Below are 1,060 nucleotides of genomic sequence, written 5' to 3' on the forward strand. Positions count from 1 at the left end.
GTTTATCACCACCGACTATTTGCAACAGTGCCAACCCATGTTATATTGCACAAGATAAAAATATATCATCATGAACAATAAAACTGTCTGCTTACATAAACAGTAATACAAGGGGTGTTATGAGCCATATTCAACGGGAAACGTCTTGCTCGAGGCCGCGATTAAATTCCAACCTGGATGCTGATTTATATGGGTATAGATGGGCTCGCGATAATGTCGGGCAATCAGGTGCGACAATCTATCGATTGTATGGGAAGCCCAATGCGCCAGAGTTGTTTCTGAAACATGGCAAAGGTAGCGTTGCCAATGATGTTACAGATGAGATGGTCAGACTAAACTGGCTGACGGCATTTATGCCTCTTCCGACCATCAAGCATTTTATCCGTACTCCTGATGATGCATGGTTACTCACCACTGCGATCCCCGGGAAAACAGCATTCCAGGTATTAGAAGAATATCCTGATTCAGGTGAAAATATTGTTGATGCGCTGGCAGTGTTCCTGCGCCGGTTGCATTCGATTCCTGTTTGTAATTGTCCTTTTAACAGCGATCGCGTATTTCGTCTCGCTCAGGCGCAATCACGAATGAATAACGGTTTGGTTGATGCTAGTGATTTTGATGACGAGCGTAATGGCTGGCCTGTTGAACAAGTCTGGAAAGAAATGCATAAGCTTTTGCCATTCTCACCGGATTCAGTCGTCACTCATGGTGATTTCTCACTTGATAACCTTATTTTTGACGAGGGGAAATTAATAGGTTGTATTGATGTTGGACGAGTCGGAATCGCAGACCGATACCAGGATCTTGCCATCCTATGGAACTGCCTCGGTGAGTTTTCTCCTTCATTACAGAAACGGCTTTTTCAAAAATATGGTATTGATAATCCTGATATGAATAAATTGCAGTTTCATTTGATGCTCGATGAGTTTTTCTGATAGTTAGTCTTTGTAGAGACACAAACCTGAAATTCCGGACACCGCGCTTCAGGACATCTCCCTGGACGCCGATATCTGGCAGTATCCGGACGGGGCACTGTTGCAAATAGTCGGTGGTGATAAAC

Annotated in this window: 1 protein-coding gene; it reads left to right on the forward strand. The window is 43.9% G+C overall.

Features of this window, described 5'->3' with window-relative positions:
- Positions 1 to 119: 119 nt before the first annotated feature.
- The gene (locus tag HMPREF2808_RS01875; RefSeq protein ID WP_000018326.1) at positions 120 to 935 is read left to right on the forward strand and encodes an aminoglycoside O-phosphotransferase APH(3')-Ia; all 816 of its coding nucleotides are present in this window, start codon (positions 120 to 122) and stop codon (positions 933 to 935) included.
- Positions 936 to 1,060: the final 125 nt, after the last annotated feature.

Origin of the sequence: Corynebacterium sp. HMSC078A10 (assembly GCF_001811565.1) — a bacterium.
Lineage (GTDB): Bacteria > Actinomycetota > Actinomycetes > Mycobacteriales > Mycobacteriaceae > Corynebacterium > Corynebacterium hesseae.